Source organism: Corallococcus sp. CA049B (assembly GCF_003611685.1).
Classification (GTDB): domain Bacteria; phylum Myxococcota; class Myxococcia; order Myxococcales; family Myxococcaceae; genus Corallococcus; species Corallococcus coralloides.
Genome location: NZ_RAWC01000190.1, coordinates 1 through 17,933, shown reverse-complemented (window position 1 = coordinate 17,933; position 17,933 = coordinate 1). Strand labels below are relative to the sequence as shown.

Here is a 17,933-nt window from a genome sequence, read left to right as displayed (position 1 = left end):
CACTTAATGCCGGACTTGGAGGGGGGCGGCGGGCGGTGTCCGTCAGGCCGGGCGTGCTGGACGGCGTGGACGATGCGGGCTTCGGCCTGGAGCTTTTCGATGACAGCGGCAGGCAGGCGGGCGCGCTCGGCGGCGACGGCGAGGGTGATCAGGAAGGCCTCGCTGACGGGCCCCTGCGTGGAGGTGTTGCGCTCGGCGGGGGTGAAGGCGTGGGCGTCCACCACGGCGCCGGAGGCGGTGCGCACCTTCACCGGGCGCTCCTCGGTGGCCAGGGCGAGCGCGGTCTCCAGGCGGGCGAGGACGGGCCAGGACTCGGTGGCGACGGGCCGCAGTCGCCCGGACAGCCGGTGTCCGGGCGCATCCACCAGGCGTGCGACCCGGCCGCCCCAGTTGGGCACGTTCACGTCGTAGACGACGTCCACGTCCAGGGCCTCGGCGAGCTCGCCTTCGGGAAAGTCGGGCACGGGGGGCAGGCCGTGCAGGTGCCGGCTCGCCGCGGCCGGGGCCAGGTCGAGGGAGAACGCGAACCAGGGACGCGAAGCCGCGGGGCCAGATGCCATGGGGACGAGTCTCCCCGGCGCGCGGCGGTGGAACAAGGGCCGGGTCGTGCGGATCCGCGTCCGGGGGCCAGGTGGCTCCGGGCTTTCCGGGTCAACTCACCACGGCGGCGAGGATGCGCTCGAAGAGCCAGGGGGCTCGGCTCAGCATGCGCACCACGGGCCTGCGCAGGCGCGGGCGGCGCGCGAGCATCAGCAGGCCTTGCGTGGTCCAGGCGTACTTGCGGAACACCTGCTGGAAGGTGCGCTCGTAGGGCAGCAGCGTGTCGCGGCCCGCGCCCTTCGCCAGGGCGTCCGGGAGCAGCGCGCCCAGGGACTCCGCGCAGGCGAAGGCGAGCGTGAGTCCTTCGCCAGTCAGCGCGTCCACGTAGCCAGCGGCATCACCGACGAGGGCGAAGCGATCCGCGACGCGCGTATGGGCCACGCGTGCCAGGGGTCCTGCGCCGCGTGGCTGGGAGTCTGGCTCCGCGCCGGTGAGCTTCTCCGCCAGCCGGGGGAAGCGCTCCAGCATCGAGTCGAAGCCCACGCGGCCCGGCACCGTGCCGTCCTCCCAGAGGAACGCGATGCCCACGCGCTCCGCTCCGGCGGGCGTCACGTAGGCCTCGACGCCGGAGGCGAAGTGCACCTCCACGTAAGGGGTCCACGGCACGCGCCGGAAGTGGCGCCGCAGCCCGTAGCGCCGGGGCATGTCCTGCTCGACGTCCAGGCCCTCGGCCTTGCGCAGCGGTGAGTTCAAGCCGTCCGCCGCGACCAGGAAGCGCGCGGACACGCGGCCCACGGGTGTCTCCAGCGCCACCCCGTCCGGCGTGCGCACGTGCGACACGACATGCGTGTGCTCGCGCAGGTCCACACCTACTTCGCGCGCACGGGTCGCCAGCGCCTGGGACAGGGCCAGCCTGCGGACACCCAGCCCACCCGGCGCGGGCAGCTTTCCCTCCGCCGTGCTGCCGTCCTCCTGCACGTAGCGGATGCCCACGAAGGGCGAGCTGTCGCTCCGGTCCAGGTGCGCGAGCGCGCCCAGCCGCTCCAGCGCCGCGAGGCCGGAGGGCATCAGGCCCTCACCGCACGCCTTGTCCACGGGCGTGGACGCGCGCTCCACCACCACCGTGTCCAGCCCGCGCCGGGCCGCCGTGATGGCCACCGCGAGCCCGGCCGGGCCTCCACCCACCACGACCACGTCATGCTGTTTCACGTGTCCTGCCACATCACGAGTCGTGCTCCGCGCGCACCATCGCCAGCGCGCTCTTCGCCATCTCCACCGCGAGCCCCACCGCGCCCACCTTCTTCGGCGCCGTCAGCTCTCCGGCCAGGTAGCGCCGCAGCGCCTCGCTCCTGCGCAGCTTGCCGCTGGACGTGCGCGGCAATGTCCCCGGCTCCAGCAGCCGCACCGTGTGCGGCTGCACTCCCGTCGCCTCCACCACCGCGGCTCGGATGTCCGCCTCCACTGACGCCACGTCCGCGCCCCGCTCCGCGCGCTCGGCCAGGATGAGCAACGCTTCGTCCTGGCCGCCCTCGGGCGTGAAGCCCAGCGCCACCGCGCAGCCCGTGCGCACGCCGTCCACCTTGAGCAGCGGATCCTCGAAGGCCTGCGGCGCGTGGTTCGCGCCTCGAATGATGACCAGGTCCTTCGCGCGGCCCGTCAGGTACAGCTCCCCGTCCGCGCTGAAGCCCAGGTCTCCCGTGTCCAGCCAGCCCTCCTCTACCAACGCCCGCGCCGTCGCCTCCGCGTCCTCGAAGTAGCCGAGCATCACCGACGGCCCCTTCGCGAACACGCGCCCCACCTGGCGCTCCGGCAACACCGCGCCGTCCTCGCCGCGCACCTGCACCTCGAAGCCCGCCACCGGCGCGCCCACGCTCACCAGCGTCCGAGCCCCATCACGCGCCAGCCCTTCGCGCGCCAGCACGTCCGGATCCACGCCCAGCTCTCGCGGTCCCCGGCCCGCGGGTGGGAACGTCACCGCCAGCGACGCCTCCGACAAGCCATACACCGGCCGCAGCGCCCGCGCGGAGAAGCCCCACTTCTCGAACCGCTCCGCGAAGCGGCGCAGCGTGTCCGCGGACACCGGCTCCGCGCCGTTGAGCGCGTGCAGCCACCCGGACAGGTCCACGCCCTGCAGGTCCGCGTCCTTCACCCGCTTCAAACACAACCCATAGGCGAAGTTCGGCGCGGGCGACACGAAGCCCCGGTGCCTGGACAGCGCGCGCAGCCACAGCGCCGGCTTCACCAGGAACGTCTCCGGCGGAATCAGCACCAGGCTGCCCGGGTAGTACAGCGCCGCGAGCACACAGCCGATGAGCCCCATGTCGTGGTACAGCGGCAGCCAGCTCACGCCCACCGGCGTCACGCCCGGCACCACCGGCATCGCCGCCTCCAGCGCCGCCACCTGCGCCACCAGCGCCCCGTGCGTCAGCGCCACCGGCTTCGGCTCCACCGTGGACCCCGAGGAGAACTGGATGAGCCCCAGCGCGTCGGGGGACACCTCCACCTCCAGGTCCTCGTCGCCGTGCAGCACCGCGTCCACCGTGTGACAGCCCAGCTTCGGCCGAGCCAGCGCCATGCTCGGGCCCAGGAGCAGCCGCACGCGCGTGTCCGTCAGCACCACCACCGCGCCCGTCAGCTGGAGCATGCGCGCCGTCGAGCGGTGGTACTCGTCCAGCCGCCCCAGCCGCACCGGCGGATACAGCGGCACCGGCACCGCGCCCGCCAGGAGCGCGCCGAAGTACGCATCCATGAACGCGGGCGACGTGGGCAACAGCAGCGCCACCCGGTCTCCCGGACGCACGCCCAGCCTCGCCAGCCCCGCCGCCGCGCGCTTCGCCCGCCGGTAGACCTGGGCCCACGGCAGGGACGTCTCGTGCTCCGAGGCGTCCACGAACACCAGCCCCAGCGACGTGTGCGACGTCGCCTTCAGCATCGCGTTCACCGTGGCGTGCTTCAGCGCCGGCAGGGGCGGCCCCTTCACGGGTGCGCTCCCACGTCCGGCTTCGCGGCCTCGACCCGCGCCGCCACCAGCCGCGCCAGGTCCTCCACCGTCCGCACGCCCTGCGCGTCCTCCTCCGACAAGAGCACCCGGAAGCGGTTCTCCAGGCCCACCGCCAGCACCGTCAGCCCCAGGCTGTCCAGGTGCAGGTCCCGGAGCAGGTCGTGCGCGGGCTCCACCGCGCCCTCGAACTCCAGCTCCTCGCGGGCGATGCGGCGGATCTCCGCCACCGCCTCCATCACGATGTCAGCCACGGCGAACCTCCGGAATGAAGCGGGGACGGTGGGCGAAGGCGTCGGAGTACATCGCCCCGAGCGCCGCCTCCTCCGCGCGGATGCGCACATAGAGCAGCGCCGCGTTGCCCACCGTGAACACGACCGCCGTCACCCACGCCCCGTGGATGAGCGGCACACAGAACAGCTCCAACACCACCGCCACGTAGTTCGGATGCCGCAGGAACCGGTACGGCCCGCCCGTCACCGGCGCCAGCCCCGGCACCACGATGATGCGCGAGTTCCACCGGTCGCCCAGCGTCCCGATGGCCCAGTACCGCAACCCCTGCGCCACCCCCGCGCCCACCAGCGCCGCCCAGCTCCACACGCCCCAGAAGGGCCGCTGGAGGCCGAACACCTCCGCGACGCACGCGACGAGGAACAGCGTGTGGAACACGACCATGAACCGGTAGTGCCCCTGCCCCGTCTCCACCCCGCCCCGCGCGAAGGCCCGCGCCGCGTTGCGCTTGGAGAGCACCAGCTCCAACAGCCGCTCCGCGACGAGCAGCCCCATGAAGCCCGCGAACAACGCCTGTGTGCCGGTCACCATCGCACCAGCACCATCTCCGCGCAGAAGCCCGGACCCATGGCCATCACCACGCCCCAGTCGCCCGGCTTCGCGTCCACCTCTTCCAACGTCTCACCCAGCACGAAGAGCACCGACGCGCTGGACAGGTTGCCCACCTGCCGCAGCGACTTCCACGAGCGCTCCAGTGCACCGGGCTCCAGCTCCAGCGCGGACTCGAAGCCCTCCAGCACCTTGGGCCCACCGGTGTGCGCCACCCAGTGCTTCACGTCCTTGCGGTTCACCCCGTGCTCCGCGAGGAAGCCCTCCACGTTGCCCCGGATGTGCTCCTTCACCAGCTGCGGCACCTTCGCGGACAGCACCACCTTGAAGCCCGTGTCCACCACGTCCCAGCCCATCACCCGCTCGGTGTCCGGGTAGAACACCGACCGCGAGCCCACCACGCGCGGGCCCGTCGAAGCTCCGGGGCCCGGCGCCTCCGCGCCCCGCAGCACCACGCACGCCGCGCCGTCACCGAAGAGGCCGGAGGCGATGATGTTGGGGATGGACAGGTCCTCGCGCTGGAGCGTGAGCGAGCACAGCTCCGTGGCGATGAGCAGCGCCGTCTGCTTCGGGAACGCGCGCAGGTAGTCCGACGCGCGCGCCAGGCCCGCCGCGCCCGCCACGCAGCCCAGGCCGAAGATGGGCGTGCGCTTCACGTCCTCGCGCAGCCCCATCCGGTTGACCAGCCGCGCGTCCACGCTGGGCGTGGCGATGCCCGTCACCGTGACGAAGAAGACGTGGTCCACGTCCTTCGGCGTGAGCCCCGCGCGCGACAGCGCCTCGCGCGCCACCTTCTCCGACAGCTCCGTGGCCACGCGGATCCACGCGTCGTTGCGCTGCTGGAACGTCGCGAGCGCCGGGTACTCCTCCAGCGGCAGCGCCAGGTGCCGGCCGCCCACCTGCACGTTGCGGTGCAGGTCCTCCAGCCGCTCCAGGTTGTAGTGCTTCGTCGCCCACAGGTCGCGCAGCGCCGCGATGAGCTGCTCCTGGCTGGCGTAGTGCGGAGGGAGCGCGCGTCCCACCGCACTCAAGGAAGGGGATGGCGCGGGGTCGTGACGGGTCGTGCTGGGCATGAAGTCCTGGAGGGTCCCACCCGGGGAGCCGAGTCCCCAGGCTTAATCCCCCGCAGGGCCGGATGCGATGGACTATCGCTCCACCTGCCCGTCCCTGAACCCCACTGGCTGCCCACACTGTTGCACACGCGACGCCCCGCGGCCCCCGAAGGGGTCCTGCCTCAGCCGAAGGGGTAGCCCAGCACGCAGTAGTAGCCCCGGACGTAGATGGTCAGCGCGGCGAACATGTCCGGCGCGAACGTGGTGATGGCCAGCGTGCCGAACATCAGGGCCATCAGCAGCAGGGTGAACTCCGCCGCGGCCTGTCCCCGCGAGCGTGGCCTGCGCAGCCAGCGATAGCCTCTCCATATCCAGCCGTTCATTCGTCTTCTTCCTTGCTCGTGAAGCCGGTGCAGGCATCGTCGGCTTCGTGGAAGTAGCCGCGCTCTCCACTCTTCACGTACTCGGCCTCGGGGTAGCCGGTTTCGCTCGCGCCCTGGAAGTACGGCCCGCGGCAGCGGTAGGCCCGCATGGGCCAGTTGGCGCCGTAGCCGCGGGACGAGATGATGCCGCGCTTCATCTGGATCTCCCGGGGCTCACAGGAGCCGAGGCACCAGTTCGTGTCATCCAGCCAGTACGCCGCCTCCAGCACGTCACCCGGGGTCGTCCGGGTGGCGGTGACGGTGGGGACGCCGGGCTCCTCCACGTGGCGCAGCCGGATGGAGTCGCGGATGTAGGCCGGGTCGAAGGGTGAATCGAGCTGGAGCACCTGCAGCGCGTTGCTGATGGCGTTGACGACGCCCGAATCGGCGGCGCCCGCGTAGACGATGGGACGCACGCGGTCGCGCGTCAGCTGCTCCACCCGGTCGTAGCTCTGGGACGGCCTGTCCCCGGAGCGCCAGGCCCTCCAGGTGTCGTGGTAGACGTAGAAGTTCTCCCGGAAGACCAGGTCCAGCCGCGAGTCGCCAAAGCCCGTGGTGTAGAGGCCGATCGCCTGGGGAATGATGCGGTTCACCAGGCGGACCTCCACGTCGACCTGGACCGCGCCGGTCCGGGTGTCCAGCCCCATCCGCCGGGCCATCTGCTCCGGCGTGCTGCCCAGGGCCGCGAGCGTCCCGCCCACCGACCCGGAGGCCCCCGCCGCCGACGCGATGTCCGCCAGTCCCAGGCGCTTCAAGGGTGCGTCCGCGTCCTGCATCCTGGCGGAGAGGGTCACCTCGTTGCGGTAGGCGCTTCCCAGCTCGCCATCCTCCGTGGCGCTGTCCAGGTCCTGGAAGCGCCGCAGGGCATCGCTCGTGATGCCCGTCAGGTCCGAGCGCGCGACGCGCTCGAAGGCGATGAAGCGCGCCAGCTGCGCGGTCTTGAGGCGCGCGCGCTGGACCTCCCAGAAGTAGTTCACCCACAAGAGCAGCGCCACGAAGAGGGGGGCCAGCAGCGCCAGCTCCACCGTGGCGGAGCCCCTCCGGCTCCGGGACATGGAACGCATCACCCGCCCCTTCCTCAGTACGTCACGCCGTTGAACAGCCATTTCGCGTCCCGGTAGGAGGGAATCAGCCACCCCAGGTTCTCCTCGTCCCAGTGGGTCTGCACGGGCGCCAGGCGCGCGGTCCAGACGGGGTTGAAGAAGTTGGGCTCCTCCTTCCATTCACCCGGCCGGTGGTAGATGGCGCGTCCCACGGACATGGCCATCATTCCGCCGGAGTACTGCCGGAAGTCCTGGGCGAAGGCATCCTGCTTTCCCCCGACGTACTTCCAGGTCATGTCCAGCACGGACTCCTGGATGCCCGCCTCCAGGTTCGTCAGTTTCGGCTTGCCGTCCTTCGACTCGGCGATGCCGGAGTTGAAGCGGCCGGTCCCCTGCTTGCGCAGGAAGTGGCTCCGGCTGAGGTTGTCCAGTTGGAAGACCTCCTTCTGGCTCCCGTCCCCGCCATCGCCGCGCTCCGCGCCCATGTCCTTGCTCAGCACCACCATGTTGCAGGGGTAGCCGAAGTGGTTGTGCCAGGGGTCGACGAAGCTGGTGTCGGAGGTGACGAACGGCGTGATGCCCTGCCATGGATGGTGGGCGGACACCTTCTGGTTGCCATACTCCTGATGGAAGCCATTGCGCGCGTCCGCCGCGACGCGGAAGTGCAGCTCGAAGACGGTGGACCAGTCGAGGAAGCCCAGGCCGCAGCCGGGGCGCACCTCCATCTTGATGTCATCCGCCGCGAAGAGCTGGTCGTTGCGGTTGCCCTCGAACCGCTCGGAGAAGCTCTTGATCTGACTGTCGGCGGTCTTCTGGACGCGCAGCTCTCCCACGACGAGGCACAGCCGCAGGCTCCACTCGCGCCCGACGAGCACCGGACCCTCGCCGGTGGCGGTCCAGTCCCTGCGCACCGCGTTGGCCATGCTGCCCATGAGCAGGCGGTACTTGGCCATGTCCGGGTCGGACAACCGGTTGCGGTTGCGATTGAGCAGCCGCCCTCGCGTCTGCATGCCCGTGGGGTCCGGCCCCATGGTGGGGCTGCTGCTGCGGGGGCCGTCGTCCAGCACGTGGAGGAAGTTCTTCGCGTTGGAGTGATTGATGGTCCCGATGTCCGAGTACAGCGCGGGCAGCGGCACGTCGCGGAAGCTGGCATTGCGGGCCATGGAGAACTCCACCTCCGCCCGCGGGTCCGTCACGTGGATGCTCTTGTCGCGCCCCGCGTCGCTGTACAGGTCATACAGTGTGGCGGACAGCATGCCCTCCTGGGCAATCCAGAGGGCGATGTTCAACTGGGTCAGGACATTCACCAGGGTCGGGGCGATCTTCTCCACCGTCTTCACCCAGGCCTTGATCATCGCGGAGATGGCCGCGAAGACCGGCCCGATGCCCGGGAGGACCTTGAGGAACTTCGCCGCGGCGCCGATGGTCCGGTCCAGGTACACCGCGTGGCTCACGTAGGACATCACCGTGAGCATGGCGTTGTAGTGAACGATCATCGCGCGGTTGGTGTACGCCAGGAAGTTGTACGCGCGGGCCTCCTTCACCGCGAGCGTATAGGCCTGTGCGTCCGCCGCGTCCTGGAGCTTCATCTTCTCATACACGCCGTGCCCGATGCTGACGGACGACATCACCGCCACGGCCACCACCAGCATGCACACGGCCCCCAGGACCAGGGCCTGTCCCCGCTCGTCCCGGCGCATCCTCCTGACCACGGTAAACATCCGGTGCCCCTTCCCTAGCCGTCCACCGCGCAGGAGAGGGGCCCCCGGCCCCGGCCATCCCGGATGAGGTTGGATTGCATCCGCATGGTGGAGGTGGCCACCACCGGAATCGCATACGTGTGCGCCCCGGCCAGCCTGGCGAGTTCCTTGAAATAGGACTTCGCGCGCCTGGCCCCTTCCGCCTCCAGGTACTGGGTCGCGGAGCCGCCTCCGGGGGCCCGCTGGGTCAGGAAGGTAACGCCCTCCAATTGCCCCAATGCCTCGCGGCCCATGTAGAAGGCATGCAGTTGCCAGTTCGCGAACGGGATGCGCAGCTCGTAGAAGTACGTCACCCGCACCGACAGCAGGTTGGCCGCCACGATGGTGGCGTCGCGGTAGTCGTCGAAGTCAATCTCCCTGCCCCTCATGTGCGAGCCATAGGAGGCGAAGAGGCTGCTGTAGGGGCCGGCCCTGGGGTTGATCACCTCCACGCGCACCCGCTCCAGGGTCGAGCCGGGAAAGCGCTGGTTCTCTTGCCAGTCCCCCCCAATTGTATAGGCGTCGTGGACCTCCATGGCGTTGATGAGCGTGTCCGTCCGCCCCCTCCCGCCAGACGCGGGCGGTCCCAGCGTCGGCACGAGCGCCATGTACGCGGCGCTCTTCATGGTCTCGCAATCCCCATGATTGACAATGCCTGTGCGGGCCGCGCGGTAGGCGGCGTACTCGGTCATCAACCTGGCATGGTGCAGGGTGGTGAGCTGGAGGGTGCCCAGGATGAGGAACACCATCAACGGCACCACCAGCGCGGACTCCACGGCGGCCTGACCCGACTCCCCCCGGTTGGCCGAATTGACCGTTTGCATTCGGCTTCCAGCCTCACACAGGCAGGAAGGGATTGACCAGTCCCTGCCACCAATGCCTGCCTGAAAGGGCAACTCCCAGGCAGACATCTGTCAGCTGGCGGAAGCTTTTCCATCCATGGCGCCCAAAAGCAATCACCGCCAGGACATGTGGGATGTCAGGCGATGGAGTCCACCACGCCCCCGTCGACCCGCGGCGCGGCGCCCCGCGGCCTGTCCTCCACCGCGCAAGCCCTCCCCGTTCTGTCCGGCCAGCAACGACAGACAGCGCTTCCGGCCAGCGTCGATTTCCCTGACAGGCCGGTAGCATCCGGGCCGTTCGCGCGCTGGGGGGATTCGATGAAGATGGTCTGTGTTGGCGGAGGCCCTGCCGGGCTCTATTTCTCCATCCTGGCGAAGCTGTCCAACCCGAAGCACGACGTCACCGTCGTCGAGCGCAACCCCGCGGGCGTGACGTACGGCTGGGGCGTCGTGTTCTGGGATGACCTGCTGGACGACCTCTTCCGCAACGACCCGGTGAGCGCGCAGCGGATCGCCCAGGCCGCGGCGCGCTGGGACACGCAGGAGGTGCACCTGCGGGGCCGGTACGCGACGCACATTGGCGGTTATGGCTTCGCGCTGGGACGGGACCGGCTGCTGGACATCCTCATCCGGCGGGCGAAGGGGTTGGGCGTGGACGTCCGCTTCGAGCACGACGTCACGGACCTCTCCGCGTTCATGGACGCGGACGTCGTCGTCGCATGTGACGGCGTCAACAGCCGGCTGCGCCAGCGCCACGCCCATCACTTCCAGACGCACGTTGAGGAGGGCCGCAACAAGTACATCTGGCTGGGCACCAACAAGGTGTTCGACGCCTTCACCTTCGCCTTCGAGGAGACGCCCGCCGGCTGGCTCTGGTTCCACGGCTACCGCTTCAACAGTGAGACGAGCACCTGCATCGTGGAGTGCCAGGAGGCGACCTGGAAGGCCTTGGGCTTCGACGCGCTGGGACCGGATGAGACGCTGCGCAAGCTGGAGGGCATCTTCCAGAGCCGGCTCCAGGGCAAGTCGCTGTTCAACCAGCTGAAGGGCATGGGCCGGGCGCCGTGGCTCAACTTCAAGCGCATCACCAACGAGCGCTGGTACCACGACAACCTGGTGCTCATGGGTGACGCCGCGCACACCACGCACTTCTCCATCGGCTCCGGGACGAAGCTGGCCATGCAGGACGCCATCGGGCTGGCGCGGCAGCTGCGAGCGCAGCCGGACGTGCCCGCCGCGCTGGAGGCCTATGACGAGGAGCGGCGCGCCTCCCTGCTGGCCATCCAGCTGGCGGCGCGCAGCAGCTCCGAGTGGTTCGAGAACGTCCCCAGCTACGTGGACCAGGACGCGACCCAGTTCGCCTACTCGCTGCTGAACCGCCGGGGCAGCTCCGTGTGGAGCTACCTGCTGCTCATGGCCAGCCAGCAGCCCTCGCTGCAGGGGATGCTGCGCAAGATCCACCACTCCAAACAGTGGGTCCGCGAGCAGCGCCGGGGCCGCGGCGCCGTGGCCCTGAGCCTCCCGCCTCCTCCGGGTTAGGGAGACGTCGCGGCGTCCGGCGGGGGCGGCGTGGCGACGAGCAGGCCGTGGCCCGCGTTGAATCGGAAGACGAACTCCCCCTCGACTTCAGTCGAGGGCACCAGCCCGCCGTTCTTCCCCCAGGACGCCTCGAAGTCATCCCAGGAGTAGATCTCCTCGCGGTTCTCGAAGGGGTTGTAGACGCGCACCGTCCAGTCTCCGTTCCCGTTCTCTTCCACCGCGCGCACGTTCACCCAGTGCGCCACCGCCTTGGTGCTGTCGCCATAGGAGGTCAGCATGCCGTCCGCGCCCTTCGTGTCGATGTTCACCAGGGCGATGAGCGCCTTGCCGTCATCGAGCATCCGCGCCATGTCCTCCGGCGCCGGCATCGACGCCTCCCCCGACGTGTAGCCCGTCGTCCACCCCCGGGCCTCGTAGACCGTCTCCAGGGGGGTCGCCGTGGTCGTGGTTCCGCTGTTGAGGATGCCCGCGCTCGTCGCCGCGAAGGCCGTCAGCGCCTCCTTGGGTGACATGCCCAGCGAGGCGCCCACCGCCAGGGGGCCGCACAGGTTGTAGTGGACCTGGCGCCAGCCCGGGCCGAGCGCCTTCTCCAGGTTGATGTACTGCGCGGCGGAGCCCACCTGCAGGGCGTTGTCGAGCCACTCCCCCACCTGGCCATTGCCCAGCGAGCTGTCCACGCCGAGGAAGGGGTGCTCCGCCACCGCGCCGCCTTCGGGGACACCGTTGAAGATAAGCGCGGTCTGCTCGCGCACGGCGGCCTGCCATTCCTGACGGAAGAGGGACTCCTTGCCCTCGGGAGGCAGGTGGTCCCACACCAGGGAGTCCACGGAGGCCGGCGGCGGGCCGTTGACGTCGAACTCCGGCATCGGCCAGTTCTCCGTCACCACCTTCTCCCGGGCGGTCTGGATGATCTCCGCGCGGCTCTCCTTTGGCAGCGCGTTCCAGACATGCATCTCGATGTCGGGCGGACACGTGCCGTTCGCCATCCATCTGGGAACGGGGGACTCATACGGCGGCGGAGGCGGCAAGGGAGCATCGTCGGGCCCGGTGAGGGACTCGAACACCCAGGCCTGGGTTCCGTTCTCCAGCTCCACGTTCAACCAGGTGCCGTCCTCGTTCTCGCCAAGCACCTTCAGCTTCGCTCCCGTGTCCACCGTGGTGACCCAGGTGCCCTGCGTGCTCGGGCTGGCGCGGATGTTGATGTCGTCCTTGTTCGGCGTGACCCAGCGCTCGCCATCCGCCACCTGCCGGTCCGCGACGCCAGACAGCCCCAGCTTCTGGATGAGGGCTTCGCGCTGGGGCCCGGGAGGCGTGGAGAGGACCTGCTGCATCCTGCCCGCTGGCACCGGGACGGGCTGCGAGTAACGCGGGTGCGTCGCCTGCCACTGGCCCAGCGTCTCGTAGCGCACCGTGGGGTGGTTGGGGTCCACCACGGAGCCGTCCGGCCTGCGCACCAGGGCGTGGCCCACGCCGTCGCTCGCGTCACGCATGAGGACGATGGAGTCCCCCGGCCGCGCCAGCCCCACCGCCTTCTCCAGGCAGTTGGCGCTGCCGTCTCCCAACCGCTCCGTGTGCAGGTTGCTCGCGGGCGCGGGCGTGGAGTCGAACGCCGACACCGACCCGAACGGCCGCGGCAGGGGCGCGGGCTGGAGCGTGGGCGCCTTTCCGGCCGGAGCGGGCAGGGGCTCCGGGCGGGGCGGCACGAACGCGGACATGAAGCGGGGGAACTGAATCATCGGGAGCGGCCTCGGAGATGAAGACGTCGTTTCCCCAAGTCACGCGGAGCCGCGCCTGAATTGAATTAAGCCGAGTTAAACGTGCGCCCCAGCCGGCCGCCCGCGCAGCGCTCCCCGCAACGGAGCGGCGCTAAGGTGCCGCCCCATGCATGAGTCGTGGACAGGTGGGACGAAGCTCCTGGCGGCGGCGGGCCTCGCGGGCGCGGTGGGCTTCCTCTTCGTCATGGACGTGGGGCCCCGGGAGGCGCGGCTCGTCACCAAGGCGCTGCCCATGGTGTGCCTGCTGCTGTGGCTGTGGCCCGCGCGGGGGCGCCATGCGCGGCTCATCTTCGCGGGGCTGGCGCTGTCGCTGCTCGGCGACGTGCTGCTGGAGGTGAGCCGGGACCTGTTCCTCCCGGGCCTGGGCGCCTTCCTGCTGGCCCACGTGGGCTACACCGCCGCGTTCCTCTCCGTGACGCGGCGCCTGGCCCTGCTTCGAGCCCTGCCCTTCCTGCTCCTGGCCGTGGGCGCTGGCGTGGCACTGTGGCCCGGCCTGGGCGGGATGGCGGCGCCCGTGACGGCCTACGTCGCCGTCATCTGCACCATGGGCTGGCGCGCGGCGGCCATGATGGGGGACTCGGCGCTTCCTCGACGCGAGCAATGGCTGGCGTTCGGGGGCGCGCTGCTGTTCTCCGCCAGCGACGGGCTGCTCTCCATCCGGCTCTTCGTCACGCCCCTGCCCGGCCTGGGCTACGCCGTCATGCTGCTGTACTGGGCCGCGCAGCTCTGCATCGCGGCCTCCGCGCCCCCTGGATGCGCAGCCGCGAGGCTTCGCCTCCAGGGGAGCGGGCGTCAGTCCTCGAGCATGTAGCTCAAAGCCCTGTTCTTCTCCGAAGCGCTGCTGTTCGCCATGCTCCTGAGCTTCACGATGAGCTCCTCCAGCCGTTCCTCATTGGCGAGGAAGATCACGGAGCTGACGTAGACCTCCGGGTAGTAGACCCCCGCTTCCTTCAGGCGTTGGATGGCATTATCACTGACCCTGGACTTCTCCCGCTCCTCGGCCAGCGCCTCCTCCTTCTCTCTCTTCCGCTTCTCCTCCTCCCGCTCCCTCTCGATGCGCGCGTCATCCAGCGCGATGGCCTCCAGCACCTTGAGCCATTCCTTGGGGAAGGTGGTGCTGCGGCAACGGAAGCCGCCTTCCTGCCGCAACATGTATGAGTTCGCGCCGAAGAAATACATGGGCACGGGCGTGACGCCGACCCCATCCAATGCCTTCTCGAACCACTCGAAGGCACGCGCGACCAGCTTGTTCCTCCCCTTCACGTCATGGATGACGAGCACCCGGTCCGGGTCGGCGAGCGAGATCCCGTTCACGAAGCAGAAATAATGCGTCGTGTGGAGCTTGTACTGCCTGTCCAGGTGCGCGTTCTTCACCCTGAGCGGGAACGCCCCCACGACCTCCACCACCTGGAAGCCATGCTTCTCCAGCAGCGCCTTCGTCCGTGCATTCACGGCCCCGTACTTCTCCTGGAGCGTGGTGATGTCCTTGAGCATCTCGCCGCGGCCCGGCAGCTCCTCCTCGGAGAAGCCCTCCACCAGCTCGATTTGCTTCGCGAAGCTGTGGAGCGCGAAGCGGCCCAGGCCCAGGTAGAGCATCTGCATGTCGATGTGGTAGGCCCACTGCGGCACGAACAAGACCCGCTTCGTCTTGGAGGATTGGTCCTCCACCTCGGCCTCTTCGCCCAGCAGCGTCTGACGGATGCGCTTCTTGGCGTTCTTCCACAGCAGGTACTGCTCCGGGTCGTACCCCGCCCTTGAAGCGCGCTTGTTCAGCTGCTCCAGGTCCATGTTCGTTCCCTGGACGGACAGCTCGCGTCCAAACGTCTCCGCGTGCCAGACGCCGTACAGCCCCAGCTCTCCCACGACGAACCGCAGAAGCCCCTTCGCGTCGCGGGCCGCGATGACGTTTCCACCCGCCACCGGGATGTCGTGGAAGCCAAATCCTCCCATCTTCGCCAGACGTGCGCTCGGCACCTCGCCAAAGGCCCGGATGCCGTCGAGCATCTCGTCTTCGGCCAGGGGCTCGTTCTGGGAACGGGCATTGGCCTTGAGCCTGGAGCTCGCCCCAATGGACGGCAGCTTCTTGCGCGCCCGATAGAGGGAAGGCCCGGTGAGCGTTCGCAGCACGGGGTCCCGGTTCCACCCAAGGGCCGCGAGATTGAGTGGAAGGACGAAGACCTTCGCCCCCTGCGCCTTCTCGGTGGCAACGCCGGTCACCATCCCCTCCGTCCCCATCACCAGCACGGTGTGGCCGGGGTACAGCCGGTCCTCCACATGCCAGTCCGGCGGCAGGTTGCCTCCTTCGAGCTCTCCCCACTGCGCAGAGGGCTCGGAAGAATCCAGGAAGGACTCCGGCCCCAGGGGCTTCACCTGCGTGTCGGGCTTGTGCGCCTCGCAGTAGCCCAGCACCAGCTTCGGAAAGATGGACGACGGCGCTTCGTGCGTCGCTTCACTTCCACAGATGCGGCATTTCATACAGCCAGCAGACGTGCGCGCGCTTCACCCTGTCAACCCGGCGCCCGGACCCGACCCCACCGGTGACGGAAGTCCCCACGACCTTCCGCCTCCGGCGGGCACTTCGAAACTACTGGATCACGCCAATGGTCTCCGAGCGGTCCACGGCCTCACCCTTGGTGGTGTAGCCGGAGTACCAGCCGGTCAGGTTGCTGCCGGACTGGTCATACTGCACGTGGACGTGGGGACCCGTGGCGTTGCCCGTGCCGCCCTCGTTGCCCACCTGGCAGCGATTGCACGTGCGGTCATACGAGTCCGACGTCTTGATGAAGTGCCACAGACGGAACGTCCTGCCGTTGGAGAAGGCGTGCTTCGCCTCGTTCTGCGTGCCGCTGCCCGTGCCGTTGCAATAGACGCCCGACGTGCGGATGGTCACGTTCCAGGACAGCGACGCCATCACGCCCGTCTCCACGCCCCAGTAGTTGCAACGGCCGCTGGAGATGTCCAACGCGCCGTGGAACGTGCCGCTGGAGTAGTACGTCGTCGCCGTCACCGTGCCCGGAAAGGGCGACTTCACCGTGTAGGAGTACGCAGCCGCGACAGAGGGGACCGCGAGGGCCAGGATGGCCGCGAAGGCCTTCTTCTTCATGTGACGCATCGGGGGTGTTCCTTTCGGGCCGGCGGGTCCGGCCCCATGAGGGTGCCGCTAACGGACCTGTTGCAGCCGCTGCTTCTCTCTCAGGAGCAGGCCCCACTCCTGAACGCCTGATTCCAGGGCGCGGATCCACGCGTCGATCTCCGGCGCCATGCTGGGGTCCGCGCTCCGCAGCTTGCGCAGCTCCGGCACGGCGTCCGCGAAGCCCAGCTCCGCGATGCCCTGCACCAGCGCCTTGCGCACCCCCGCGTCCCGCTCGCCCCGGTACATGCCCACCAGCGCCTCGCGCGCGGGCCCCATCTGCGCCGCCGGAACGCTGCCCAGCGCGAGCGCCGCCGAGCGCCGCACGTCCGCGCTCTCATGGCCCAGCATCCCCAGCAGCTTCTGCCCCGCCTCCGGTCCCATCCGCCGCGTGTCCAGGGACTCCAATATCTTCGCCGTCACCTTTGGATCCGTGGACGCCGTCGCCGCGTTCACCGCCATGTCCGTGGCCGGGCCGTGATGGGCGGAATAGACATGCGCGTTGTCCTCGATGAGGTTCTGCGCCGCCTCCATGCGGACCTCCGGCGAGCCGTCCCGCATGAGCCGCTCGTACATGTCCCCCGTCTTCTCCAGCGCGCCGGTGCGGCGCATGGCGCGGACGGTGGCGGCGCGGACGGACGGGTCGCGGTCCTCCAGCGCGCGGCGGGCCACGGCCTGGATGGCGTCCTTCTCCGCCTCGCGCTCGCTGCGCGCCACCAGCGCCGCGGCCAGCTGCTCCACCATCGCCGGGTCCGTCTCCCGGTCGAACGCCGCGTGCAGCTCCCCGGAGGGCAGCGACACGGCGGCCTCGCGCAGCACGGCCTGGAGGTAGTCGCGGTAGGCCTTGGATCTGGAGCCCATCCCCTGGCGGAGCTGATCCATCAGCCCCCGGACCGAGCAGCTCTCCCCATTCAGCGCGGGCTTCGCGGCGGAGGGCGTGGACCAGGCGGTGACGACCGGGGACGCGAGCATCAACGTCAGGCACCCGAGCGCGCGAAGACCTTGGAGGTAGCGGGGCATGCGTCAGGGCTCCTAGTTGTGGCGGTCCATGCAGCCGAAGGGGTTCTGGTCCGGCAGCTCGTTCCAGACGCGGATGAAGTCGACGTTGCCCTGGGCGTAGAGCGTCTCGAAGATGCCGTAGAGCGGCTGGAAGCGCGGATCCACGGTCGCCATGTTGGCCATCACCGGCAGGGCGTCCCGGCCCGCGACGCGCGCGGAGAAGCGGAACAGCGCCCAGCGCACGCACACGGACTGCTCAGCCTGGAAGGCGTCCGTGAAGGTCTTCAGCACGTGCTCCTTGTCGGAGGACATGGCCAGCACCTGCGCCGCCGCGTCGCGGCCGTCCTCGTTGCCCTCGCTGCGCAGGATGCGCTCGAAGCGGGCCGTGGCCTTCGCGTCCAGCACAGGTGAGTTGTGCAGCGGCGCCGTCTGCGCCAGGTGGCGGATCTGCTCGTCCGGCGCGTCCGTGGCGATGGTGATGAGCCGGTCGAGGTACGGCGACGCGTCCCCCAGGTTCTCCGACTCGCGCGCCATCACGCGGCCCAGCGTGCGCGTGGCGGCCCAGCCCGCTTCGGTGGACGCCGGGTCGCGCGCGAAGTCCGCCATCCGGTCCATCGCGTCCGGCGTCAGGTGCTTCTGCGTGTCCAACGCGGAGAGCATGCCCGCGCGCCGCTCGATGGACAGCCCCTTGTCCATCCCCGCCTCCAGGAGCCGCGCGGCGACCTGCGGCTTCTGCACCGCGTCCGACCCGCGCAGCCCGGACAGCAGCACCTGGAACTCCGCGCCCTGCGCGTCCCGGGCCCAGTCCACCACCTGCCCCGCCTTCTTCGCGTCGTCGCCAATCAGCTCCGCGAGCTTCGCCTTCAGGTAGTCGCGGACGAGCGCATCCCTCGACGCGAGCAGCGGCCCGGCCCAATCGCGGAACGTCTCCAGCGTCACGCCGTCGTTGAAGCGCGCCAGCTCCGGGAAGCACGTCTGGTCCGAGAAGCGGCGCTCCGCGGCCTCCGCCTCCTC

Annotated in this window: 17 protein-coding genes; 2 read left to right on the top strand and 15 right to left on the bottom strand. The window is 69.8% G+C overall.

Annotated elements, in window-relative coordinates; genetic code table 11:
• The 10 genes from D7W82_RS30385 to D7W82_RS30340 form a co-directional block, all read right to left on the bottom strand.
• On the bottom strand, nucleotides 1–560 hold a 560-nt coding region (locus D7W82_RS30385; protein ID WP_120621663.1), incomplete at its 3' end, for a gamma-glutamylcyclotransferase.
• Nucleotides 561–651: 91 nt separating this feature from the next.
• Complete coding sequence (locus tag D7W82_RS30380; protein WP_120621662.1) at nucleotides 652–1,749, bottom strand: NAD(P)/FAD-dependent oxidoreductase; 1,098 nt, start codon at nucleotides 1,747–1,749, stop codon at nucleotides 652–654.
• 13 nt (nucleotides 1,750–1,762) lie between these two features.
• Entirely contained in the window at nucleotides 1,763–3,520 is a 1,758-nt protein-coding gene (locus tag D7W82_RS30375; protein WP_120621661.1) for a fatty acyl-AMP ligase, read from the bottom strand.
• Nucleotides 3,517–3,777 (bottom strand): acyl carrier protein, encoded by a 261-nt coding sequence (locus D7W82_RS30370; protein WP_211487058.1) that lies wholly within the window; start codon nucleotides 3,775–3,777, stop codon nucleotides 3,517–3,519. The genes D7W82_RS30375 and D7W82_RS30370 overlap by 4 nt, the downstream gene beginning before the upstream one ends.
• A gap of 7 nt (nucleotides 3,778–3,784) precedes the next feature.
• Nucleotides 3,785–4,360, bottom strand: coding sequence for an isoprenylcysteine carboxyl methyltransferase family protein (locus tag D7W82_RS30365; protein WP_120621660.1), 576 nt, complete (start codon nucleotides 4,358–4,360; stop codon nucleotides 3,785–3,787).
• Nucleotides 4,354–5,451 (bottom strand): type III polyketide synthase, encoded by a 1,098-nt coding sequence (locus D7W82_RS30360; protein ID WP_120621659.1) that lies wholly within the window; start codon nucleotides 5,449–5,451, stop codon nucleotides 4,354–4,356. The genes D7W82_RS30365 and D7W82_RS30360 overlap by 7 nt, the downstream gene beginning before the upstream one ends.
• A gap of 161 nt (nucleotides 5,452–5,612) precedes the next feature.
• On the bottom strand, nucleotides 5,613–5,813 hold the full coding sequence (locus D7W82_RS30355) for a hypothetical protein (RefSeq protein WP_120621658.1): 201 nt from the start codon (nucleotides 5,811–5,813) through the stop codon (nucleotides 5,613–5,615).
• Complete coding sequence (locus D7W82_RS30350; protein ID WP_120621657.1) at nucleotides 5,810–6,916, bottom strand: pilus assembly protein; 1,107 nt, start codon at nucleotides 6,914–6,916, stop codon at nucleotides 5,810–5,812. The genes D7W82_RS30355 and D7W82_RS30350 overlap by 4 nt, the downstream gene beginning before the upstream one ends.
• 14 nt (nucleotides 6,917–6,930) lie before the next feature.
• Nucleotides 6,931–8,616, bottom strand: coding sequence for a pilus assembly protein TadG-related protein (locus tag D7W82_RS30345; protein WP_120621656.1), 1,686 nt, complete (start codon nucleotides 8,614–8,616; stop codon nucleotides 6,931–6,933).
• 14 nt (nucleotides 8,617–8,630) lie between these two features.
• Nucleotides 8,631–9,458: a TadE/TadG family type IV pilus assembly protein gene (locus tag D7W82_RS30340; protein WP_120621655.1), complete on the bottom strand. Its 828-nt coding sequence runs from the start codon at nucleotides 9,456–9,458 to the stop codon at nucleotides 8,631–8,633.
• A 336-nt stretch (nucleotides 9,459–9,794) separates the two neighbouring features.
• Here D7W82_RS30340 and D7W82_RS30335 point away from each other — a divergent pair, with 336 nt between their 5' ends.
• Entirely contained in the window at nucleotides 9,795–11,015 is a 1,221-nt protein-coding gene (locus D7W82_RS30335; protein ID WP_120621654.1) for an FAD-dependent monooxygenase, read from the top strand.
• Here D7W82_RS30335 and D7W82_RS30330 read toward each other — a convergent pair.
• Nucleotides 11,012–12,751 (bottom strand): SH3 domain-containing protein, encoded by a 1,740-nt coding sequence (locus tag D7W82_RS30330; RefSeq protein WP_120621653.1) that lies wholly within the window; start codon nucleotides 12,749–12,751, stop codon nucleotides 11,012–11,014. The two genes, D7W82_RS30335 and D7W82_RS30330, sit on opposite strands and share 4 nt — an antisense overlap.
• Before the next feature lie 145 nt (nucleotides 12,752–12,896).
• On the opposite strand from D7W82_RS30330, the gene D7W82_RS30325 reads away from it, so the two are divergent.
• Nucleotides 12,897–13,601, top strand: a complete 705-nt coding sequence (locus D7W82_RS30325; RefSeq protein ID WP_233588023.1) for a lysoplasmalogenase — start codon at nucleotides 12,897–12,899, stop codon at nucleotides 13,599–13,601.
• Here the strand turns inward: D7W82_RS30325 and D7W82_RS30320 are convergent.
• The 4 genes from D7W82_RS30320 to D7W82_RS30305 form a co-directional block, all read right to left on the bottom strand.
• Nucleotides 13,583–15,265 (bottom strand): hypothetical protein, encoded by a 1,683-nt coding sequence (locus D7W82_RS30320; RefSeq protein ID WP_120621652.1) that lies wholly within the window; start codon nucleotides 15,263–15,265, stop codon nucleotides 13,583–13,585. The genes D7W82_RS30325 and D7W82_RS30320 overlap by 19 nt on opposite strands.
• 109 nt (nucleotides 15,266–15,374) lie before the next feature.
• Nucleotides 15,375–15,902 carry a hypothetical protein gene (locus D7W82_RS30315; protein ID WP_120621651.1) on the bottom strand — a complete coding sequence of 176 codons (528 nt, stop codon included), beginning with the start codon at nucleotides 15,900–15,902 and terminating at the stop codon, nucleotides 15,375–15,377.
• Nucleotides 15,903–15,950: 48 nt separating this feature from the next.
• Nucleotides 15,951–16,940 carry a HEAT repeat domain-containing protein gene (locus tag D7W82_RS30310; RefSeq protein ID WP_120621650.1) on the bottom strand — a complete coding sequence of 330 codons (990 nt, stop codon included), beginning with the start codon at nucleotides 16,938–16,940 and terminating at the stop codon, nucleotides 15,951–15,953.
• 12 nt (nucleotides 16,941–16,952) lie between these two features.
• Nucleotides 16,953–17,933: hypothetical protein (locus D7W82_RS30305; RefSeq protein ID WP_120621649.1), on the bottom strand; the 981-nt coding region annotated here is incomplete at its 5' end.